General features: G+C 72.0%; 15 protein-coding genes. 6 read left to right on the top strand and 9 right to left on the bottom strand.

Annotated features, from left to right (window positions below; genetic code table 11):
- Positions 1–81: 81 nt before the first annotated feature.
- Positions 82–930, bottom strand: coding sequence for a hypothetical protein (locus tag WMF33_RS35765; protein WP_061624169.1), 849 nt, complete (start codon positions 928–930; stop codon positions 82–84).
- Between the two features lie 428 nt (positions 931–1,358).
- Here WMF33_RS35765 and WMF33_RS35760 point away from each other — a divergent pair, with 428 nt between their 5' ends.
- Both WMF33_RS35760 and WMF33_RS35755 read left to right on the top strand, forming a co-directional pair.
- Entirely contained in the window at positions 1,359–1,994 is a 636-nt protein-coding gene (locus WMF33_RS35760) for a hypothetical protein (protein WP_437332815.1), read from the top strand.
- Positions 1,995–2,270: 276 nt separating this feature from the next.
- The gene (locus WMF33_RS35755) at positions 2,271–2,645 is read left to right on the top strand and encodes a hypothetical protein (protein WP_437332814.1); all 375 of its coding nucleotides are present in this window, start codon (positions 2,271–2,273) and stop codon (positions 2,643–2,645) included.
- Positions 2,646–2,700: 55 nt separating this feature from the next.
- Here WMF33_RS35755 and WMF33_RS35750 read toward each other — a convergent pair whose 3' ends face one another.
- From WMF33_RS35750 to abc-f, 3 genes are all read right to left on the bottom strand, one after another.
- On the bottom strand, positions 2,701–2,958 hold the full coding sequence (locus tag WMF33_RS35750) for a hypothetical protein (RefSeq protein WP_437332813.1): 258 nt from the start codon (positions 2,956–2,958) through the stop codon (positions 2,701–2,703).
- An 86-nt stretch (positions 2,959–3,044) separates the two neighbouring features.
- Positions 3,045–5,597, bottom strand: a complete 2,553-nt coding sequence (locus WMF33_RS35745) for an ATP-binding protein (protein WP_437332812.1) — start codon at positions 5,595–5,597, stop codon at positions 3,045–3,047.
- 130 nt (positions 5,598–5,727) lie between these two features.
- Positions 5,728–7,350 carry a ribosomal protection-like ABC-F family protein gene (gene abc-f, locus WMF33_RS35740; protein ID WP_437332811.1) on the bottom strand — a complete coding sequence of 541 codons (1,623 nt, stop codon included), beginning with the start codon at positions 7,348–7,350 and terminating at the stop codon, positions 5,728–5,730.
- Positions 7,351–7,546: 196 nt separating this feature from the next.
- Between abc-f and WMF33_RS35735 the strand changes: the two genes are divergently transcribed.
- From WMF33_RS35735 to WMF33_RS35725, 3 genes are all read left to right on the top strand, one after another.
- Positions 7,547–8,722: an SMP-30/gluconolactonase/LRE family protein gene (locus WMF33_RS35735; protein WP_437332810.1), complete on the top strand. Its 1,176-nt coding sequence runs from the start codon at positions 7,547–7,549 to the stop codon at positions 8,720–8,722.
- Positions 8,723–8,837: 115 nt separating this feature from the next.
- Complete coding sequence (locus tag WMF33_RS35730; protein ID WP_020739063.1) at positions 8,838–9,194, top strand: arsenate reductase family protein; 357 nt, start codon at positions 8,838–8,840, stop codon at positions 9,192–9,194.
- Between the two features lie 267 nt (positions 9,195–9,461).
- Positions 9,462–10,316, top strand: coding sequence for a hypothetical protein (locus WMF33_RS35725; protein WP_437332809.1), 855 nt, complete (start codon positions 9,462–9,464; stop codon positions 10,314–10,316).
- Positions 10,317–10,332: 16 nt separating this feature from the next.
- On the opposite strand, the gene WMF33_RS35720 is transcribed toward WMF33_RS35725, so the two are convergent.
- The 5 genes from WMF33_RS35720 to WMF33_RS35700 form a co-directional block, all read right to left on the bottom strand.
- On the bottom strand, positions 10,333–11,046 hold the full coding sequence (locus WMF33_RS35720) for a hypothetical protein (protein WP_437332808.1): 714 nt from the start codon (positions 11,044–11,046) through the stop codon (positions 10,333–10,335).
- A gap of 301 nt (positions 11,047–11,347) precedes the next feature.
- Positions 11,348–12,406: a hypothetical protein gene (locus tag WMF33_RS35715; RefSeq protein ID WP_437332807.1), complete on the bottom strand. Its 1,059-nt coding sequence runs from the start codon at positions 12,404–12,406 to the stop codon at positions 11,348–11,350.
- Positions 12,407–12,519: 113 nt separating this feature from the next.
- A complete protein-coding gene (locus WMF33_RS35710) occupies positions 12,520–14,079 on the bottom strand; it encodes a serine/threonine-protein kinase (RefSeq protein WP_437332806.1) in 1,560 nt (519 codons plus the stop codon).
- Positions 14,070–14,381: a hypothetical protein gene (locus WMF33_RS35705; protein WP_437332805.1), complete on the bottom strand. Its 312-nt coding sequence runs from the start codon at positions 14,379–14,381 to the stop codon at positions 14,070–14,072. The genes WMF33_RS35710 and WMF33_RS35705 overlap by 10 nt, the downstream gene beginning before the upstream one ends.
- A 74-nt stretch (positions 14,382–14,455) precedes the next feature.
- The gene (locus WMF33_RS35700) at positions 14,456–16,570 is read right to left on the bottom strand and encodes a hypothetical protein (RefSeq protein ID WP_437332804.1); all 2,115 of its coding nucleotides are present in this window, start codon (positions 16,568–16,570) and stop codon (positions 14,456–14,458) included.
- A 329-nt stretch (positions 16,571–16,899) separates the two neighbouring features.
- Between WMF33_RS35700 and gndA the strand changes: the two genes are divergently transcribed.
- The gene (gene gndA / locus WMF33_RS35695; protein ID WP_437332803.1) at positions 16,900–18,432 is read left to right on the top strand and encodes an NADP-dependent phosphogluconate dehydrogenase; all 1,533 of its coding nucleotides are present in this window, start codon (positions 16,900–16,902) and stop codon (positions 18,430–18,432) included.
- The last annotated feature ends 7 nt before the right edge of the window (positions 18,433–18,439 follow it).

Here is an 18,439-nt window from a genome sequence, read left to right as displayed (position 1 = left end):
TCCCGGCGGCGCACGGAGCGCCGTGTCATCTCAGAGCCGCCGCGGCGCCGCAATGGCTCCCGGGCAGGCGGCGCGCGCGGCTCACCGCGCCGCGCTGCCCGCCGGCGCCGCGGCTGCGGCCGGCGCCGGGGTCGCGGCGCCGGCGGTCGCGGTGAGCTCGAGCGACACCATCGCCTCCTTGGCGACCTTGGGCGCCAGCACCTCGAGCGTCTTCTGGGCGAGCTTGCCGAACGCCTCGCGCGGCCGGACGTCGTGCTCGGCCAGCCCGACCGAGAACGGCTTCGCGGTCTTCACGGTGACGCCGGCGGGCCTGTCGCCCTCGTACCGGAACGTGGCGATGAGCTCCACGGTCTTCGGGGTCTGCCGCTGGTGCAGCAGGAGGTCGCCCGACGCGGTGACGGTCACCGTCCGCTCCGCGCCGGACAGCTTCGAGAGGTCCTTCTCGCCGGAGGTCGAGATCGACCGGATCGCGAACTGGGCCTTGGCGTTCTTCTCGCGGACGTCGTCGGGCGTGTCCTTGGAGATCTCGAGCCAGGTGCGCGCGTGCTCGTTCTGCACGTCGCTCTTCTTCTCCTCGCCGGGCTTGCCGTCGTCGCCCACGGCGGTCTGGAAGAGCTCGAGCGTGGAGAGGTCGACCGTGATGAGGCCCGTGGTCTTCGTGATGTCGGCGGGATCGACCTGCAACGTCCCCCCGGCGGCGCCCTCGATCCGCCCGCGGATCTTCTCTCGCGGCGCATCCATCGCGAGCTCGACCTTGCTGCCCGCCCGGTCGATCGCGAAGGCCGCCGCGGCGGGCGCCTTCGCTTCCGGGGCCTTGAGCTCGGTCGCGGCGGGCGCGAGGGGCTGCGGCTCTCCCTGGCAGGCGGTCGCGCCGGGCGCGGCGGCCGCGAGCACGACGAGGAGCAGTGTCCTAGTCCGTATCGTCTTCACGCTCGTCTCCTGGGTCTCATGGGGTTGGTGCTCGCGGCCGTGATCGCGTGGCGCTCTCCACTGGAGCAGGAAGGTAGGAGGGCGGGAAGGGCGATCGGAGCTGCCCTGTCTGCCCGCCCGTTCGCTCGATGTCATCGTTGACCCGAGCGATGCCGTGGCCGCGGGGGCGCCCGATCCGGGCGAGCGGTGGCTCGGCGCGCCTCGCTGGATGCTGCGTACGGGTCTACGTGCGAGCGGCGGCGCGGTTTCGGCGGTGGATGCGGCCGTGAGGCGGCGTCCGCGCGGGCGGGCGTGCGGCGCGGGCGAGGGCGTCGGACCCGGGCTGCACAGCCGCGCGTGGCCTGCGGTGTGCACGCGGCGGTCGTCGGAGGCGGAACCGGTCCAGCCGGGGGGAGGCGGAGCCGGGGCCATCCGGGGGGAGAACTGCAATGAGCACGCGACGATTCGCGGCGTCGGCCATGGCTGCCGCCGCCATGATGGCGCTCGCTGGCGCGGCGGAGGCGCAGGGCGCGGCGCGACAGGAACAGCGCGACCGGCCGGCGGGCAACGTCCCTCCGGCGGATCAGCCGCTGATCCGGCGCATCCCCGAGCCCTCGATCGCGGTCGAGGGCGGCTTCGGCATGCTGGGCTACCTGGGAGGGACGGCGGGGGTCGGGCCCACCTGGAACGTGCGCGTGACCGGGAGCATGTCGCCGCGCGTGGCCGTCGAGGGCAACTACATCGGCTCGGTGAACCAGCGCGCGACGCTGGGCCGGTCGCTGGTGCTGACGTCGCTCGACGCGGGGGTGCGTTACAACGTGTTGCGGGCCGACGAGGCGATCGTGCAGCCGTTCGTGGTCGCGGGGGTGGGGTACGCCGGCTGGGCGGGCGAGGGGGGCGATGCGTTCGCGCTGACGGTGCCGGTCACCGTGGGGGTGGAGCGGCTGGTCACGCGCAACGTCAAGGTGGGCGCCCGGCTCAACTTCCGCCCGGCGTTCTTCGACGACCTGACCGTCCGGGGCGCTGCGACCCAGACGGGCGGCGACAGCTGGGCGCTGCTCGCGCACGGCGGCGGCGCGTTCTGACCGGGGTTGAGGCGGGCAGCCCGACCCGGGTTGAGGCGGGCCGACCCAGGTTGAGGCGGGCCGACCCAGGTTGAGGCAGCCCGACCCGGGTTGAGGCGGCCCGACCCAGGTTGAGGCGGCCCGACCCAGGTTGAGGCGCGCGGTCCGGCCGGGGGCCTCTGGCCGCCGAGGCAAAAGCGCCGGACGACCTCGTTCCGTGGAGTAGTCTGCCGGGCGCGCTGGTCGGCGACCTGCCTTCCGGTCCCCGGCCCAGCCTCACCCACGGAGAACGACGGCATGAACACGCGCAGCTGCTCGCCCCGCCGGGGCCTGCTCTTCTTCTTCACGGGGCTCGCGCTCGCCGGGAGCGCCGCCTGCACGCCCCGGCAGCAGGCCACCCAGGGGACGTCGACGACGGCGACCGGCCCGACCCCGGAGCGCGACTGCTCGGTCGGGCCGCTCCTGGATTGCCCCGAGGGCCAGCTCGACGGCTGCGCCAACGGGACCACCTCGGTGCACCGGTGCGTGGAGGCGGGCCCCGGGAAGTGCCTCGACATCCGGGCTGCGCTCGTGAAGTGCCAGGAGGACGAGATCCTGACCCACGACGGCTGCCCCGAGCCCGCCTACATGCAGCGGTGCGCGCCCAGGCCGACGCAGCAGCAGCAGCCGTGACCCGGCGGCCCGCCGGGAGCTCCGCGGGCCGTGTCATCGACGAATACTTCCGTAACTACGCAGGCTTACGCCCCGATCTCCCCGCGGGGAGCTTCGTGTCCGAGATCACCGGCCCCCCCTCGTACGACCCGGCGCCGCCCTCGCTGCCCCAGGTCTCGACCTCGCCGGGGGGCGCGTCCTCTCGCTCGCCGGACGACGTGATCGGCCCGCGGACCCCGGGGACGTCCGCCTGCGGGTGGGGCAGCTTCTCCTCGCTCACCTCGCGCTCGGGCCGCGGGGCGCCCAGCTGGTCGTGCGTTGTCTCGTCTCCCATGTTTCCTCCTTCCGGAGGCCTCTGGGGCCGGCGCGCGCGATCGTCCACTCCCTCCCCGGGCGGCCGCCCCGGCGCTCGCCGCCGGCCTACCCCTCGGCGTCCCCGACGGGGATCGTGAACCGGAACGTGGTCCCCACGCCCACGCGGCTCTCCACCTGGATGGTCCCCCCGTGCGCGACCACGAGCTCCCGGGCGATGGCCAGCCCGAGCCCCGTGCCCTTGTAGCCGTTCCGCTGGCCGCGCCAGAACCGCTCGAACAGGTAGGGCAGCTCGTCCTCCGGGATCCCCGGCCCCGTGTCCGCCACCGAGAAGACGACGTGCTCCTCCCGGTGCTCGCACCGCACCGTGACCGACCCCTGGGCGCCGGTCACCTTGAGCGCGTTGCTCAGGAGGTTCGAGAGCACCTGGAGCACGCGATCGCGATCACACGCGACGAGCGGGACGTCCTCGGCCGACGCGGCGCCCAGGTGGATCCCCTTCTCCTGAGCCAGCGACTCGAACGTCTCGACCGCCTCCCGGCCGATCTCCCGCGGATCCTGCGGCTGCCGGCGCAGCGCCAGCCGGCCGGCGCGCAGGCTCGCGAAGTCGAGCAGGTCGTGGAGCAGCCGGTCCATCCGGTGCGCCGACCGCTGGATCGCCTGGATCGCCTTCGCGTCCCCCTTTTCCCCCCGCGCCGCCGCGCGCTTGGTCATCACGGCGGCCGCGGTGATGATCGCGCTCAGCGGGTTCCGGAGGTCGTGGGACACCGTGGCGAGCACGTTGTCCCGGAGCTCGATCGCGCGCTGCGCGGCCTCGTAGAGCCGCGCGTTGTCCGCGGCGAGCGCCGCCCGCTGCGCCAGATCGTGCGCGACCGCCAGGTCCGCCTCGTCGTAGACCCGCCCGGACTCCGCGGTCGCCAGGATGATACAGCCGAACGTGCGCCCCCGCGCCACCATCGGCACCACCATGGCCGACGTGATCCCGAGCGCGCGGACGAGCCGGCGGAAGGCGGCGTGCTCGCCGAGCGAGGCGAGCAGCGGGTGCGACAGGTCCCGGACGAGCTCCGGGCGCTCGGTGCAGAGGACCTGCTCCATCAGCGCCGCCAGCGCCGGGGGCGGATCCATCTCGCGGAAGAGCGCGCGCGCCCTCTTCACGGTCTCCGGGTCCGCGTGCGTCAGCGTGACCCGCCGCGCCGCCTCGAACTCCGGGAGCGTCTGGATGACGCACCAGTCCGCGAGCTCGGGCACCGTGAGGCGGCCGAGCCGGTCGAGCGTGCCCTGGAGATCGAGGCTGTCGCTCAGGGCGGCGCTCGCGGCCGCGAGGAAGCGCTGCCCCTGCTCGGCGCGCGTGCGCTCGGTGATGTCGAAGAAGGTGACGACGCCCGCCGAGACGCGCCCGTCCGGATCCCGCACCGGCGACGAGCGCACGAGGATGCGCCCCCACGTGCCATCGCCGCGGAGAACGTCGATCTCCTCGTCGTCCACGACCTCGCCCGTCGTGACGGTGCGCGACAGCGGCCACTCCCACGTCTCGTACGGCTTGCCCGACCGCGGGTGGAAGCCGCGGCCGGTGTAGCCCTCGATGCTCTGGATGCCCTCGAACGACTGCCGGAAGATCTCCGTGGCCTGCCGGTTCGTGAGCAGGACGCGCCCCGTCTGCCGCTCGCCGATGATGAGCCCCGCCGGCATCTGCTCGATCACGGTCGCGAGCAGCGCGCGGGCGTCGTCCGCCTGGTGCCGCGACGCGCGCTCCTTCGCGACGAGCTGCGCCTGCACGATGATCCCGGTCGCCCGGCTGGTCATCGTGCGGAGCATCAGCATGTCCTCCTCGGAGAACTCCTCGGCGTTGCGGGAGCCGAGGATCGCGACGCCGATGGCGTGCCCCTCGTGGAGCAGCGGCACGCCGTAGACGGCGCGCAGCCCCCTCGACCGGATCTCGCGCGCGGTCGCGGGCAGGGCCGGGAGCGCGGCGTCGAGCGAGGTGGGCCCGCGCAGCGCGAGCACCGCGCGGGCGAGCTCGCGCGTCGCCTCGAGCGGCGGGCCGAGCAGCGGCCCATCGTCGAGGCCGGCCGTCGCGTGCACCTCGAGGCCGTCCCCGAGCAGGACGATCGCCACGTCCACCGCGGCCGCCGCCTCCCGCGTCGCGCGGATGAGCGCCTTCAGGAAGGTGTCCAGGTCGCTGCTGCCGAGGGCGGCCGCCGAGATGGTGTCGAGCGCCTGGAGCAGGCGCACGCGCGCCTCCTGGTAATGCGACACGGCGCCCGCGATCGCCTCGTCGATCGCCGCGTTCAGCCGGATGAGCTCGCGCCCGCCGTTCCCGCCGCCGTCGCGCTCCCAGAGCTCCAGGATCACGGCGCGGAGCGCCGCGTACTCCATCACCACGTCGGAGAGGTCGTACCCGTGGGCCAGCCGGTTCAGCGCGTGATACCCGGGCATGCCGCGGAGCCTCCGGTCGACCGCGGCCTCCGCGCCCTCGCTCCCGGTGGCCTCGGCGATGTACGCGAGGACGCTCGGGATATGGTCGGTCAGCAACGTATCCGACAGCCGCCGCGCCGGGCTCAGCGATTGGACCCGCTGCTTCCACTTCTCCAGGACCGCGTCGTGATGGCGCTGGATGAAGTCGGAGAGCCGCTTTGGGTTCGGTCTACCGAGCTGCTCCATCGAGGTCCTTACGATAGCGCGAAACCTTGAGCATGTGTTCACCTCGCGCCCCGCCCCGCGCCGCGTGGAGTCGAGCTGGCGGGCGGGAGTCGCTCCCGGGCGGAGCGCGCCGCGGCGCAGAGCCGCGCCCTCAGCTCCGGATGCCCGGCGCCTCGTGTCCGCTCTGGGCGACGTACTCCAGGTATCCGCCGCCGTAGACGCGCGGCCCGTCGGGCAGGAGCTCGAGGACGCGGTTCGACAGCGCGGCGAGGAAGCGGCGATCGTGCGAGACGAACAGCATGGTGCCCTCGAACGAGGAGAGCGCCTCGACGAGCATCTCCTTGGTCGCCATATCGAGGTGGTTGGTCGGCTCGTCGAGCACCAGGAAATTCGGCGGATCGTAGAGCATGATCGCGAGCACGAGGCGGGCCTTCTCGCCGCCGGACAGCACGCGACACGGCTTGTCGATGTCGTCGCCGGAGAAGCCGAATGCGCCGGCGAGCGTGCGGAGCGAGCCGATGGAGGCCTGGGGGAAGGCGGCGACGATGGACTCCCAGACGGAGCGGGTCGGGTCGAGGAGCTCCATCGCGTGCTGCGCGAAGTACCCCAGCTTGACGCTCGCGCCGACGCTCACCTGGCCGGCATCCGGCGCGGAGGCCCCGGCGATGAGCTTGAGGAGCGTGGACTTGCCGGCGCCGTTCACGCCCATGACGCACCAGCGCTCGCGGCGGCGGATCAGGAGGTCGAACCCGTCGTAGATGGGGCGGCCGCCGAACGCCTTCTTGACCCCGTCGAGCCGCGCCACGTCGTCGCCCGAGCGCGGGGCCGGCTTGAACTCGAAGCGGATGGTCCTCCGGCGCTTCGGCGGCTCGACCTTGTCGATCTTCTCGAGCTTCTTCACGCGCGACTGGACCTGCGCCGCCTTGGCGGCCTGCGCCTTGAAGCGCTCGATGAAGCGCATCTCCTTCGCGAGCATCGCCTGCTGGCGCTCGTATTGCGCCTCGGCCTGCTGCTCGTTGATGGCGCGCTGCTGCTCGTAGAACTCGTAATTGCCCGAGTAGCTGGTGAGCTCGCCGCCGTCGATCTCGATGATCTTGGTGACGATGCGGTTCATGAACTCGCGATCGTGCGAGGTCATGACGAGCGCCCCTGGATACTGCTTCAGGTACCCTTCGAGCCAGATGATCGACTCGATGTCGAGGTGGTTGGTCGGCTCGTCGAGCAGGAGCGCGTCGGGCCGCATGAGGAGGATGCGCGCGAGCGCGACGCGCATCTTCCAGCCGCCGGAGAGGGCGCCCACGTCGCCATCCATCATGGCCTGGCTGAAGCCGAGGCCGGCGAGGATCTCGCGCGCCTTGGCGTCGAGCGCGTAGCCGCCGAGCTCTTCGTAGCGGGCCTGCGCCTGGCCGAAGCGCTCGATCAGGCTTTCCATCTCGTCCATGCGCTCGGGGTCGGCGAGCGCGGCCTCGAGCTCGCGGAGCTCCGCCGCGACGACGGAGACCGGGCCGGCGCCGTCCATGGTCTCGGCGACGGCGCTCCTGCCCTTCATCTCGCCGACATCCTGGCTGAAGTAGCCGATGGTGACGCCGCGGTCGATCGCGACCTGGCCGCCGTCGGGCGCCTCTTCCTTGGTGATCATCCGGAAGATCGTCGTCTTGCCGGAGCCGTTCGGCCCCACCAGGCCGACCTTCTCGCCGCGGTTCACCGCCGCGGAGGCCTCGAGGAAGAGGATCTGCTTACCGTGCTGCTTGCTGATGGAATCGAGGCGGATCACGAGGGGCGCTGCCGCGGGGAGGCGGCTCCTTTCCGCGCACGTATACCAGACGGCCCGTCGCGCGACGTGGCAATTTTTCCGCCGCAAGGTGGTGACCACACCGGCGGCTGGCCTGTGATAAATCCACGTCGTGCGCACCTTGGGATGGAGAACTTTGCTTATGAGAGCTCGATTTTCTCTGCTGGTATGCGGAATCTTGGCTGCGGCCGCGAGCGGCTGTGGTGACGGCGCCGATTCTCCCGGATTTTCCTCGGAAGGGGGCGGCGATCCGGGCGGCTCCACCGGGGGCCAGATCGCCACGAGCGGCAGCGGCAGCGGCAGCGGCAGCGGCAGCGGCAGCGGCGGCGTGGGCGCGAGCGGCGCTACGAGCGGCGCGACGAGCGGCGCTACGACGGCGAGCGGGTCAGGCGGCGCGGGCGGCGGCGGGTCCGGGGAGGGCGGGCTCGGCGCGGGGGGCGGCGGGAGCGGCGGCGGTGGCGGCGGCGGCGGCCCGGGGATCTGCCCGGGAGGGCCGTATGCGGCCGATCCGCTGCCCGCGAACCGCAGGGCGGAGCGGGTGCGCGGCGGGTTCGACTACGTCGAGGGGCCGGTCTGGGTTGCCGAGCTCGGCGCGCTGTTCTTCTCGGACATCCACCGCGCGCAGCGGAACCAGGCGCCGCTCAACGGCCCGCCGGCGACCCTGCACCGGTTCACGCCTCCGGGCTCGTTCGAGGTGTTCATCGAGAACAGCTCGACGAACGGCCTCGCCCTGTCCACGGACGGGGAGCTGATCGCGTGCACCCACGACACGCGCGACATCTCCGCCTTCAACCTCGGCACGAAGGCGCGGCGCCCTGTGGCCGAGCTCTACGGGGGCAAGCGGTTCAACTCGCCGAACGACGTCGCCGTGCGGGCCGACGGCAACGTCTATTTCAGCGATCCGGAGTTCCAGCTCACCGGCTGGCCGGAGCTGCCGACGTCGGTGTACCGCGTGTCGCCGTCCGGCGAGGTGAGCGTCGTGGGCACGATGAACGAGCCGAACGGCGTCGCGCTCTCGCCCGACGGGCGCGTCCTCTATGCCACCGAGTTCAGCATCGGCCGGATCCGGCGATATCCGCTGGACGAAGGCGGCGCGCCCGGCCCCTCCGCCGATTTCGCCTCGGGCCTCATGAAGGCCGACGGCATGGGCGTCGACTGCGCGGGCAACCTCTACGTCGGGTGGACGGGCGGCGTCGAGGTCCTCGCGCCGTCCGGCGCGAGGCTCGGCACGATCGAGGGGATGATCGAGGCGTCGAACGTCGCGTTCGGCGGGGCCGATCGGAAGACGCTCTACATCACGGCGGGCGACTCGCTCTATTCGATAGCGATGAACATCCCCGGGTATCCCTACTGAAGGCGTGGCCCGCCGGGCGGCTCCATCCGATTCGACGCCAGGGCGCAGGGCGCGAGGCAGCGGAGAGGGAGCGGCGGGCCTTGCCACTCGGCGCGTGCGAGGGCAAAAGGCCCGCATGAGCAAGGTCCAGATCCTCTCGTATTCCGGGTGCAGCACCTGCAAGAAGGCCTTGAAGTGGCTCGGCGAGCGCGGCGTCGACGTCGCCGTGCGGCCCATCGTCGACGAGCCGCCGACAGCCGAGGAGCTCGCCCGGTGGATCCCGGCCAGCGGGCTCCCGGTGCGCCGGTGGCTCAACACGAGCGGGCAGAGCTACCGCGCCCTCGGCAAGGCGCGGGTGGACGCCGCGAGCGACGCGGAGGTCGCGCGGTGGCTCACCGAGGACGGGAAGCTCGTCAAGCGGCCCGTGCTGGTGAAGGGGAGCCGGGTGCTGGTGGGCTTTCGTGAGGACGACTACGCCGCGCTGTTCGGCTGAGGCCGCATGGGGGCTGCCTACGTCGCTCCCCTGATGTGGGGGCCGCTCCCTCGATCTGCGTCGTCGCGCAGCGGAATCGCCGGCGCCCGGCGCCCGGCGGGCGCGGGGGGCAGGAGGCGGAGCGGCGACAGCCGCGTGCCTCGGCCATGTTCACCGTTCATTCGGGCAAAAGATCGTCCTATATTCGCTTATGAAAACCTCGGGACGACCATGAAAACGAAGATGTTGCGGGCTCTCGTTCGGTGCACCGGCGAATGTACCATCGCGATGCTAGGGCTCGGATGTGCGCAGATCTTCGGCTTCGACAAGGACTACCAGGTCGATGGCGGGGCCTACGGGGGCGGCGGCGCAGGCGGCGGCGACGGAGGGAGCGCAGCCGCGGGCGGCGGCGCAGTCACGGGCAGCGGCGCAGGAGGCGCAGCCACGAGCGGCGGGTCGGGGGGCGCGGCCACGGGCGGCGGCGCAGCGGGCGCAGGCGGCGGGGATCCGTGCAAGGTCTTCGAGGCGATGCCGGGGGAGATCCTCGACCTGTCGCTGATCGACGACATGGAAGATCAAGACCTCTCGATCCCCACGGGGGACGGCGCGAACCCTCGGGCAGGGCTCTGGTTCAAGGACAACGACCTGTCACCGGAGGGGATCCACGAGCCTGAGAACGAGCTCGACCTGATGAGCACCGTTGATCCTCCGCGCGGCGATAGCCTCGTGGCCGTGCACACCAGCGCCAACGACGGCTTCCGCGATTGGGGAGCCGGCGTCGCCTTCTTTCTGGACAACGATGACTTCTACGACGCCTCCGAGTTCCGTGGCATCACCTTCTGGGCTCGCGCCGGGGACAGCTCTGCCGGGAGGATGAAGGTGATGTTCGTCGATCGGCAGACCCGTCACACAGGGGGCATCTGCGATCTCGAGGCGGGTGGATGCTACGACCATTTCCACCAGTACGTCGTGCTGGCGGACGACTGGAAGCGCTTCAAGCTTCCAGCGGCGTGCCTCAAGCAGGCAGGCTTCGGTGATCAGTTCGACGCGCCCGCCATGGACCAGCTCTGGGGCTTCTATTTCTTCTTCGAGCCGGGGCAGGCGTTCGATGTCTGGATCGACGACGTCGCCTTCTACCGGTAGGCGCAGGGAGGGCGCCTCAGGGCGCCGAGGTGAAGCGGCCTTGCCGGACCTGGCTCAGCTCGAACGAGCTCTCCGGGTCTAGGGTCTTGTCCGTCGTGCCGCTGCGCGTGCGGCTGATCACGACGTCCACATCGCAGCTCTCGGGCTCCTGCGAGCTCGTCGCTTCCAGCTCGCCCGCGTCGATGGTGTACGTCCCCGGGTCGCCCCCGACATCGAACGTCTTGGAGAAGATGCATCTGCCGTCCACGCGGATCACCATGTCGTCGCCCGACCCGCTCGGCGCCCACGTGATCGTGAGGTCCTCGCCGCGCGGGACCGGATCCTTGGGCAGCGCCTCGAGGTCGAACGGGTCGGGGAGCGTCCCGGCGTTGTTCGGCGCGTCGTCGTCGTCCTCGCGGTCCAGCCGCACCGTGAGCTCGGTGCCTCCCTCCCCGACGTCGAAGTGGGCCTCGTAGACTCCGGCGCTCTCGGAGGACATCTCGACCTCCTCGCCGTCCGCCGTCGCGGAGATCCGGTCTCCCGCGCTCAGGATGACGTAGGTGTTGCTCTCGTCGCCGCCCGCCTTGAGCGTGGCCTTCACGCTCGTCGACGACGCGCTCTCGGCGGTCGCCTCTATCGTCGCGGAGATCCCTCCGGTGCGGATCTGCTTCGAGTCGAGCGTCTCCGTGCAGCCCGCGAGCAGCCCGGAGGCCGCGAGCCCGAACATCGCCATCGTGGTCTTCGTGATCATGAATTGCCCTTTCCTCATCGCCATACCTTTCCCGCCCGGGCGCGCCGGCCTGTAGTTTTTTATTGATGCTACACCGAATCGTGTCCATCGTGTCCACCGACGAGGCGCACGTTTCCGACGAATCGGGGAGATCCCGACGTGGATTCACCTGCATCGACGCCGCAACCTGGGTGCAGGCTGGATGCCAGGCGACGTGAGCCCGCCGCGGCGGCGTGGCGCGCCGACGCGCGCAGCGCGATGGGCGCCGCGGGCGAGCTGCGTTACGGGCGGGTTGCGCCGGCGGCGGCGGGCGCGCGCCGGCTCACCACCGGCTCTGGACCGCGACGCCGCCGCCGGTCGGCCCGGCGAGCAGCGACCAGCTGACCGTCCCGGCCTGCGGGCGGGGCGCGGCGCTGGCTTGCGGGCCGGACGGGGAAGGCTCCGTCAGGAAGAGCAGCACCGCCGCGCCCGCGAGCGCCGCCCCGGCGCTGAAGCCGATCGTGCTCACGGTCCCCAGGTCCTTCGCGCGGTCGCCGGCGGCCTTCGCGACGGGGGTGTCGCATTCCGCCACGCCGGGGCCGACGTCCTTGCAATCCTTGTCCGCGCGGCTGCTCTCGTTGAGCGCCATCCATCCGGTCACCGAGCCGACGATCAGCCCGCTCACGGCGAGCCCGCCCGCCACGTACGCCAGGACGCGCTGGCCGCTGGGCCCGGACCCCTGCGGAGCCCCCGCGGCGCCCTTCGCGCCGTTCGCGGGCGGCGCGCCGAGCGGGTCGGCCGGCCGAGCCGCCGGCCTGTCGGGCGGAGGCGCCTCGCGGGGGAGCTTCACCTCGAGCGCGATCGTCTTCGCGTCGGACTTGTCGATCGTGAACCGCACCTCGTGCAGCGGCCCCCCCGGCGCCCTCGTCGTCACGACGTGCTCTCCCGGGTTGACGGGGAGCGGGATGCCGAGGGCAGGCCCCTCGAGGGTGACGCCGTCGCGCTGCACGACCGTGCCCGCGGGCGCGTCGTCCGGCAGCGACAGCGTGAGTTGCGGCACGAGCGGCGCGAGCGTGTCGCGCTGCTCGACCGCGACCTTGTAGCGCTCGATCTGCTGGAGCTTCTCGGCCTCCGACATGCGGGAATACAGCGCCAGAAAGTCGTTGTAGCGCGCAACGGCGGTGGCGATGCGCCCCCACTGGGCCTCGCACTCGGCGAGCGTGAACAGCCGACCTGCGCGTGGATCGAGCCGATAGCTCTCGGCGAGGGCAGGGCAACCCCTCGAATGTCGGCCCGCCAGCATGTCCGCGAGACCGCGGTTGAAGAGCGACTCGGCCACGGCCACGGCGTCGGGTTGCGCGCTCGCCGGAGCGGTGAGAGCGATGCTCAGCAATCCGCTCACTAGAGGCGCAGACCAGGCGAAGCGCATCGGTGGATGCAGGAGATACCACTCCTGGTATCGCCGCAGGCAAGAAAACAGCGCTCCGCTGTCGCCGCGTCAGCGCGGGCGCTGCGTCAGTCCGCCGAGTAGAGCGATTCCCGGGGCTTGGCCGAGGAGGACGTCGGCGGCGTCGGCGTGCGCCCCGCGCTGGACGACGGCGCTGCGCTGGAAAGCGGCGCTGCGCTGGACGGCGGCGCTGCGCTGGACGACGGCGCTGCGCTGGACGGCGTGGCTGCGCTGGACGGCGTGGCGCCGCGAGGGTGCGGCGCCGCGCGAGGCGGCGGGAGCGCGTCGTTCGCGCTCGCGGACGCTGCCGCGGCGGCGGGCGCCACGTCGCCGTCCTCGTGCGGCGCGGGCGTCGCGGTCGCGGGCGCCGCGAGATCTGGCGCTGCGGGCGGCCCGGAGGCTTCGCGGAGAGCGGGCACCGGCACGGCGGATGGGAAGGGCGGTATGGAGATCGGCGGGGCGGGTGCCGCCCGGGCCGCCGGCGCGTCGGCCGCGCCGGCGCCCCCCGGAGCAAAGCGCGCGCCCCCGCCCAGCGAGGCGAAGGCGATGGCGCCGCCGCCGATGAGGGCGACGGCCGCGATCGCGACCGTGGACCAGCTCCGCGGCGACGTGGCGGCGACCCTCGTCTCCAGGCCCGTGTTGGAGGACTGGGCGGGCGCCGGCATCGATGAAGCGGGCCCCTGGTGTGCACGCGGGAGCGGCGTGTCCACCACGGACAGGCGCGACGACTTCGCCGGCGCGGGCGCGATGTCGAAGACCTCGGCGAGCGCCTCGATCGCGGCGGATGCGGTCGGAAAGCGCGCCTCGGGGTCGCGCGCCGTAGCCTTCGCGAACCATGCGTCGAAGGCCGGGGGCAGCTCCACCCCGTCGGCCGCCGCGCGCGCGCACGCGGGCTCCTGCGGGCCGTACATCGCGATCACCGCGAACGCGAGCGTGTTGCTGAACTCCCGCATGTCGTTGAGCCAGTAGGCCTTGCCGACGAGGAGCGTGTACGCGATCATGCCGAGCGCGAAGAGGTCGGCGGCCTTCGAGATGGACGCGCCGCTGAACTGCTCAGGCGCCATGTAGAGCGGCGTCCCGAGGGCCGCGGTCGTCGCCGAGTCGAGCGCGGTCTCCGCGACGAGCTTGGCAATGCCGAAATCGAGCACCTTGATGCGGAACTCGTCGTCGTCGCCGAACGCCGCCAGGAACAGGTTCGCCGGCTTGAGATCGCGGTGGACGACCCCGGCGGCGTGCGTCTTGTCGAGGGCGATCGCCGTCTGGCGCATGTAGGCGACGGCCTCTTCCGGCGACAGGCGCCCGAGGCGGCGGATGCGCTTGCTGAGCTCCTCGCCGCGGAGCAGCTCCATGACCAGGAACGGCATCCCGGTCTCCGGGTCGATCCCGGCGTCGAACACCTCGACGATGTGCTCGGTGGCGATGCGGGCGGCGACCCGCGCCTCGAGCTTGAACCGGGCGTGGAACTCGGGGTTCTCGGCGAGGTGCGGGTGCATCACCTTGAGCGCTCGACGGCGCTCCGTCTCGATGTGCACGACCTCGTAGACCGCGCCCATCGCTCCGGTCGCGATGCAGCGCACGACGCGGTACCTCCCTGCAAACAGCCTCCCCTCGATGAAGTTCAGCGACATGGGTCCACCGCGTCGATCGAGCTTACACCATGAGGTCGGACGGCTGCATCCAGGAATGATCGTCGCATGTCCGCCCACAGCGCTCGCCCGGTGTAGGCCGCGCTGGCGCGCTCCGTGCGCTCTCTTCGCAATGTCGCCGCAATGTCGCCGCGGTGTCGCCGCCGTGCTGCCGCCGTGTTGCGCCGCTTGCCCAGCTCGATCTCGGCATGGCCGAGCTCCACGCCCACCAGCTCAGTTACGATGCCGTGGAAGAATTCGAAGTCTGGAGCGACGTCTCCTGCTATCGAATCGACGCGGCTCACGCCGCCGATGTCCCGCCGGGCGCCGGCGCCGCCTCGCCCGGGCAGGGAGCGCCTCCGGCGGTGGCAGACCCGCCTCAGAGCACGAGCACCGCGAGCAGGCGGGGCCCGTGGAACAGGTCGAAGCCGCCGATGTCGATCTTGCGGCCGACCGTGTAGGTCGTCTCGTCTCCACGCCTCGTCGCGTGGATGCTGGACACGATGCCCTGGCCGACCGCCTCGACGTTGTAGGACAGCTCGGTCAGCAGGCGGAGCCGGCTGAGGTACGACGTCAGCCGGAGCCGGAGCCCCACGGACAGGTTGCCGGAGAGCGCGATCATCGTCGCCTCGTCGACCTCGCGCGGGCCGCCCGGGACGGCGGGATCCGCCGAGAAGGCGTAGCGCACCGGTCCGGCGCCGCCGTAGAGACCGAGGTCGCCGAACGGCGCGACCCGCGGCCACTCGCCGTTGCCCATCCGCAGGCTGAAGCCGCCCTGGTAGAAGCGCGATGTCACGCTCTGGGCAGGGCTCTGCCGCTCGAAGACGTAAACATCGCCGGTGCCCGGCTCCCGCTCGCGGAGCGTGTAGAAGATGCGCGGGAGCTTGTAATCCATGTACCGGAAGCCGACGAGCAGCTCCTCGAGGTAGAGATCGTCCGCGGCCTCCGGGAAGAGCTTCGTCACGTCGAAGCCGACGTCGATCTGGCGGACCAGGAGCTGGAACGGCGCGCTCGCCACGGCGCCGGCGTCGCGCCCGGTCGCCGCATCGACGGCGAGCTCGGTGACGTTGCCCGAGGTGAACCGCGCGATCTTGAGGCTCGTGCTGATGCCGACGAGGTCGGCGCCGATGTCGAAGACGTCGCTCGCGAAGCCGTTCAGGCCGATCAGCTTCCCGAGCGAGCTGTCGTACGCGATGTCGCCCCCCGACGAGAACAGCCGGTCCGTCTTGAACCCGGCGTTGAGGCGCGCGGCGTTGCGCACGTGCTCGAAGTCGTACGTGAGCAGCGCGCGGCCGCCGACCATGAACACGGGATCGACGTCGTAGGCGAGCCGCCGCGTCCTGCCCCGGTAATCGTTGATGCCGCCCGAGGAGCTCGGGCTCGCGAGCTGGTGGAAGAAGAGGAGCTCGACGTCGCTCTTCAGCTGGAGGTGGACGGCGTCGAGGCTGATCGCCCGGCCCTGCTCGAGCAGGCTCTCCTGCATCTCGAAGCCCGCCGTGTCCTCGAGCGGCGTCCGCGCCGGCACGGAGAGCGCCTCGGCGCAGGCGGAGAGCGCCTCGCGCTGCTCCTCGAGGACCCTGGAGAGCGCCTCCGCGCGCGCCGCCGTGGCCCCGTAGCCCGGCTCGCCGCGCGCGACGCGCCGGGCTTGCTTCACGACGTACGGCGCCACGGCGAGCGCCTCCGTGTGCATCCGCAGGAGGAACGACGTGACGCGGAGGGCGTCGCGCGCGATGGTCGCGGCGGGCTCCTGCCCCGCGCTCGCCGCGCGGAGCTCGGCGGCCGCGCCCGCGATGTCCCGTTGCGCTCCGGCGAGCGCCCGCCGCCGCGCGGCGACCTTCCCCTTCGCCGCGGCGAGCTCGGGCGTGTCGGGCGCGCCGAGCGGCCTTCCGGCCGAGAGCCGCTCGACGCTCCGCTCCTCGACGGCGAGCGCCCGCGCGTGCTCCGCGAGCGCCTGCCACGCGGCCGGCAGGCGGCCCGCGGCGCTGGATGCGGGCGGGGGCGCCGCGGGCGGCTGCGCCGCGGGCGCGGGCGGGGGCGAGGGCGCCGTGGGCGGGGGCGCCGTGGGATCACGCGCGGCGAGCGCCGCCAGCGCGTCGAACAGCCGCGCGAACGCGGGCGGCGCTGGCCGAGGCGCCGCCGCGCGGGCGAGCGCCTCGTCGAGCTTCACGCGGTAGAGCTTGGCGAGGGGGACCTCGTGCTCCCCGTCGTACGGCGCGGCTTCCTCGAAGCGCTCGCGGAGCCGCTCGCCCTCGTCGTCGTCGAGCCGGAGCGCCGCGATCCACGCGTCGCCCGGGGAGTAGGGGGTGTTCGCGAGGACCTCGTCCGCCAGCCAGACCGCGCGCTCCAGATCGGCCGCGCGGTCGTCGACGATCGCGCGGCGGGCGTCCTCGTTGGCGAAGGCGCGCGCCGCGCGGACGTTGTACGTGGCGGGGACGCACGCCGAGGCCGCGGCTGCGGCGAGGAAGAGGCCTGCGAGCGCCGGGCCCGGTCGCACCGGCGCGAGCCTACCACGGCGCGCGAGCGCGCCTCCACGCTGTCACGCTGTCGACGCACGGGGCGGCGCGCGGGGCGACGCGCGCGGCGCGCGGGGCGAGGCGCGCGCGTCGCCGGCGTGGCTGGCGTGCAGGCGCGGCGTCCGTTCACGAGCGCACTGGACGCCGCGCCGCCGGCCTGCTCAGAATGCGCGGCCGTGGCTGCCAGCCGACCCAACGAGATTGACGGCGCGCGGGCCGAGGCCTTGCTGAGCCGTCCCATCCGCGCAAGACAGCGCAAGACAGCGGTCGCTGACGGAGCATGAGCAACGCGTGAAGGAGAAGAACCGGGATGAATGATGCCACATCCAGCTGCGACATCGGCATGATCGGGCTGGCCGTCATGGGCGAGAACGTCGCGCTCAACATGGCCGACCACGGGTTCAAGGTGGCCGTGTACAACCGCACGGTGCAGGTCGCGAAGGACTTCGTCGCGAGGAACCCGAGCACCCCCGGCGGCCTTGTCTACTGCGAGACGCTGAAGGACTTCGTCCGCGCCCTGAAGAAGCCGCGCAAGGCGGTGATCCTGGTCAAGGCCGGTCCGCCGGTGGACATGGTGGTCAAGCAGCTCATCGAGGCGGGCGTCGAGCCGGACGATATCGTCGTCGATCTGGGCAACTCGCTCTGGACGGACACCATCCGTCGGGAGCATGAGTACGCGCAGCAGTGCAAGTTCTTCGGCTCGGGCGTGTCGGGCGGCGAGGTGGGGGCGCGCTTCGGCCCCTCGCTGATGCCGGGCGGCGATCCCGAGTCCTGGAAGCACCTGGAGCCGATCTGGCGCGCGATCGCCGCCAAGGTCGACCCTGCGACCGGCAAGCCGATCGAGGGCGCGGCCCCTGGCAAGCCGGTGGAGGGCGGCGTCCCCTGCACGGCGTACATCGGGCCGAACGGCGCGGGCCATTACGTGAAGATGGTCCACAACGGCATCGAGTACATCGACATGCAGCTCATCTGCGAGGCGTACACGCTCCTCGACGGGCTGCTCGGGCTGTCGAAGGACGAGATGTCGCGGGTGTTCGCCGAGTGGAACAGCGGCGATCTCGACTCGTACCTCATCCAGATCACCGCGGACATCCTCCAGCAGAAGGACCCTGTCCAGCAGGACAAGCCGTTCGTCGATTTCGTCCTCGACACGGCGGGGCAGAAGGGCACCGGCAAGTGGACGAGCGGCAATGCGCTCGACATGGGCATCCCCGCGAACGCCATCGCCGAGGCGGTGTTTGCCCGTTGCCTCTCGGCGCTCAAGGACGAGCGCGTCGAGGCCTCGAAGCACCTCTCGGGGCCGACGCCGACCCCGGTCAAGGATCGGCAAGGGACGATCACGGCGATCCGCGACGCCCTGTATTGCTCGAAGATCTGCGCCTACGCTCAGGGGTTCCAGCTCATGGCCGCCGCCCAGGCGGAGTACAAGTGGAAGCTCGATTTCGGCACGATCGCGAGCATCTGGCGCGGCGGATGCATCATCCGCGCGCGGTTCCTCCAGAAGATCACGGAGGCGTACACGCGCAATCCTGGCCTGACGAACCTCCTGCTCGACCCGTACTTCAACGATCAGATCAAGCAGGGTCAGGCCAACTGGCGCAAGGTGGTCTCGATCGCCGCGCAGAACGGCGTCTGGGCGCCGGCGTTCATGTCGGCCCTGTCGTATTACGACGGTTACCGCGCGGCCCATCTGCCCGCGAACCTCCTGCAGGCGCAGCGCGACTACTTCGGCGCCCACACCTACGAGCGCACGGATCAGCCGCGCGGCAAGTTCTTCCACCTCGACTGGCCCCACCCCTCCCGCCCTCAGCTCGAGATCAAGGGGACCGGCGGCGGCCACTGACCGCCCC

Origin of the sequence: Sorangium sp. So ce394, assembly GCF_051474665.1 — a bacterium.
In the GTDB taxonomy this organism is placed as follows: Bacteria; Myxococcota_A; Polyangia; order Polyangiales; family Polyangiaceae; genus Sorangium; species Sorangium cellulosum_D.
Note: the sequence above shows the minus strand (reverse complement) of the source record. Positions and strands in the feature narration are given on the sequence as shown.

What these genes read in the sequence shown, in the direction of transcription:
- WMF33_RS35725 (WP_437332809.1), top strand. Translation starts at nt 9,462, where the DNA reads ATGCTAGGGCTCGGATGTGCGCAGATCTTCGGCTTCGACAAGGACTAC.
- WMF33_RS35755 (WP_437332814.1), top strand. Translation starts at nt 2,271, where the DNA reads ATGAACACGCGCAGCTGCTCGCCCCGCCGGGGCCTGCTCTTCTTCTTC.
- WMF33_RS35730 (WP_020739063.1), top strand. Translation starts at nt 8,838, where the DNA reads ATGAGCAAGGTCCAGATCCTCTCGTATTCCGGGTGCAGCACCTGCAAG.
- WMF33_RS35720 (WP_437332808.1), bottom strand. Translation starts at nt 11,046, where the DNA reads ATGATCACGAAGACCACGATGGCGATGTTCGGGCTCGCGGCCTCCGGG.
- WMF33_RS35750 (WP_437332813.1), bottom strand. Translation starts at nt 2,958, where the DNA reads ATGGGAGACGAGACAACGCACGACCAGCTGGGCGCCCCGCGGCCCGAG.
- WMF33_RS35745 (WP_437332812.1), bottom strand. Translation starts at nt 5,597, where the DNA reads ATGGAGCAGCTCGGTAGACCGAACCCAAAGCGGCTCTCCGACTTCATC.
- WMF33_RS35710 (WP_437332806.1), bottom strand. Translation starts at nt 14,079, where the DNA reads ATGTCGCTGAACTTCATCGAGGGGAGGCTGTTTGCAGGGAGGTACCGC.
- WMF33_RS35760 (WP_437332815.1), top strand. Translation starts at nt 1,359, where the DNA reads ATGAGCACGCGACGATTCGCGGCGTCGGCCATGGCTGCCGCCGCCATG.
- gndA (WP_437332803.1), top strand. Translation starts at nt 16,900, where the DNA reads ATGAATGATGCCACATCCAGCTGCGACATCGGCATGATCGGGCTGGCC.